The sequence below is a fragment of the Sphingorhabdus sp. genome, assembly GCF_023910635.1.
Classification (GTDB): Bacteria; Pseudomonadota; Alphaproteobacteria; order Sphingomonadales; family Sphingomonadaceae; genus Sphingorhabdus_B.
On record NZ_JAAVVZ010000080.1, the window covers coordinates 1 to 1,726 of the forward strand.

Genomic DNA, 1,726 nt, shown 5'->3' on the forward strand with positions numbered 1-1,726 from the left:
GTCGCCGGAAGCTGGTGGCCCTATTGGATGCAATGGCTCCACGCCCGGTCGGGCGCACAAGCTGCCGCGCCAAAGGCGTTGGGGAGCAAGACGCACCCACCAATGGAAGCCGCGCCGGGCCTGTATGTTTTGGAGTGAGGGGGGAGGGTGAGTGCCCACCATATACCGGGAAAATGGCTTTCGATTTTACTTTTTCAGCCACGAGCCAAACGAGCCTCCGCATGTTCATATCGACAAGGGAGAGGCAACCATAAAGATTTGGCTTGGCAGTTTGGAGGTCGCAAAAAGCCGGGGCTTTCGTGCTCACCAGATTTCTGGCATAATCAGCATCGTAAGCGAACATCAGATGTTGTTCATGGAGAAATGGCATGAATATTTCGGCTAAAATCACCGACGAGCGTGTTCTCGATGTGCGGTTTGATGCGCATAGCCTGATAGTGGACCTGATGGATGGCCGGACTATTTCTGCCCCGCTTGCTTGGTATCCGCGTTTGGCAAATGCTTCGGTCGAGCAGCGCGAGCATTGGGAGAAATGTGGTGGTGGTTTCGGCGTTCACTGGCCCGATGTGGATGAGGACTTAAGCACCGAAGGTTTATTGCGCGGTGTACCAGCGCCCGCAAATTCCTAACGCCACCTGTTCAATATTTTATAGAATTGTCGCTCCAGCGCAGGCTGGAGCCTATCGCGCTTATCGTGTCCCGCTGACGTGCGTTTGTCCGGCGAGACGTAATGGGCCCCAGCCTGCGCTGGGACGACGGGGCGGAGGCATTGAGGTGCACTTAATCAAGCCAAAACCTGCAACCCATGCTTTTCTACCAGCGAGAGCAATTTCAAGGCCATGCCGCTGGGACGCTTTGCACCGCTTTCCCATTTTTCGATCGTAGACTCGCTGGTGCCCAGATAACGCGCAAAGACTGGCTGGCTGACTTTGTTTGCTTTGCGCAGGCGGAGGATATCCTTTGGCGCAAGTTCGGGGACAGGTGACAGGCAGTCCTTGTCGAATTCGCGCATCGTGGTTTTGTCGATTATGCCATGACGGAACAGTGCTTGCGCTGATGAATGGATGGCTTCCATCGCATCGCTTTTATATTTCGGCGAACCCATCGTTTTTACTCCAACTGCCCTACGCAAATTTCGATTAAACTTCCATCACCGACTTCGAGTGCCAAACCTTCATCCGACATTGCCTGATAAACTTTGGCCAGATTGCGAAAACTCTTCAATTCAAAGTCCTCAAGGTTGGCTTTGTTCTGTTTCGAAAACAGAAATTCGTAAATCCAAAAATTTCCAGCCCGTGCCAAGATAATCGAGCGATACTGGTTGTTTGACAGCCGCTTTTTGTAAACACCACCGCCCAGATCGTCAGCTTGCCCAGCAATCACTTGTGCAATAACTTTGCATAGCATTTTATCCGAAATCTTCGCTTTCCTCGCCGCTTTTGCAAACCATGCCGATTTGAAAGCGCGTGGACGGGTCGGTTCGGACATGATTTTAGGTAGCACTAAGTGCTACCTAAAACAAGACAAGAATTTGGCTTGCACCACCCCGTCGTTCGGTTAAACCTAATGCTACGCCCAAATTTAGGGCCAAAGGAACATCTATGACCAAATCCCGCGCGCCAATTTTCAGCATGGAGACCGTTGACGGACGGACATTGCGGGTGGCGGTTTGGCGGGCTTCGAAGGCGACGACGAAGCTGCCGATATTGTTCTTCAACGGCATTGG

4 protein-coding genes are annotated in these 1,726 nt (G+C 52.3%); 2 read left to right on the top strand and 2 right to left on the bottom strand.

Translation table 11 applies throughout. The annotated features are described in order from the left end of the window. Positions 1-151 precede the first annotated feature (151 nt). Positions 152-385: a DUF4160 domain-containing protein gene (locus HEQ34_RS14320; protein WP_296201589.1), complete on the top strand. Its 234-nt coding sequence runs from the start codon at positions 152-154 to the stop codon at positions 383-385. Continuing rightward, a complete protein-coding gene (locus tag HEQ34_RS14325; RefSeq protein WP_296201590.1) occupies positions 369-629 on the top strand; it encodes a DUF2442 domain-containing protein in 261 nt (86 codons plus the stop codon). The genes HEQ34_RS14320 and HEQ34_RS14325 overlap by 17 nt, the downstream gene beginning before the upstream one ends. Before the next feature lie 155 nt (positions 630-784). Here the strand turns inward: HEQ34_RS14325 and HEQ34_RS14330 are convergent, their stop codons facing one another. After that, a complete protein-coding gene (locus HEQ34_RS14330; protein WP_296201592.1) occupies positions 785-1,105 on the bottom strand; it encodes a DNA-binding transcriptional regulator in 321 nt (106 codons plus the stop codon). A gap of 5 nt (positions 1,106-1,110) precedes the next feature. Continuing rightward, on the bottom strand, positions 1,111-1,488 hold the full coding sequence (locus HEQ34_RS14335; RefSeq protein ID WP_296201594.1) for a type II toxin-antitoxin system RelE/ParE family toxin: 378 nt from the start codon (positions 1,486-1,488) through the stop codon (positions 1,111-1,113). Positions 1,489-1,726 lie beyond the last annotated feature (238 nt).

Excerpts from the sequence above, each read along its gene's own strand:
- HEQ34_RS14335 (WP_296201594.1), bottom strand. The coding sequence starts at position 1,488 with ATGTCCGAACCGACCCGTCCACGCGCTTTCAAATCGGCATGGTTTGCA.
- HEQ34_RS14330 (WP_296201592.1), bottom strand. The coding sequence starts at position 1,105 with ATGGGTTCGCCGAAATATAAAAGCGATGCGATGGAAGCCATCCATTCA.
- HEQ34_RS14325 (WP_296201590.1), top strand. The coding sequence starts at position 369 with ATGAATATTTCGGCTAAAATCACCGACGAGCGTGTTCTCGATGTGCGG.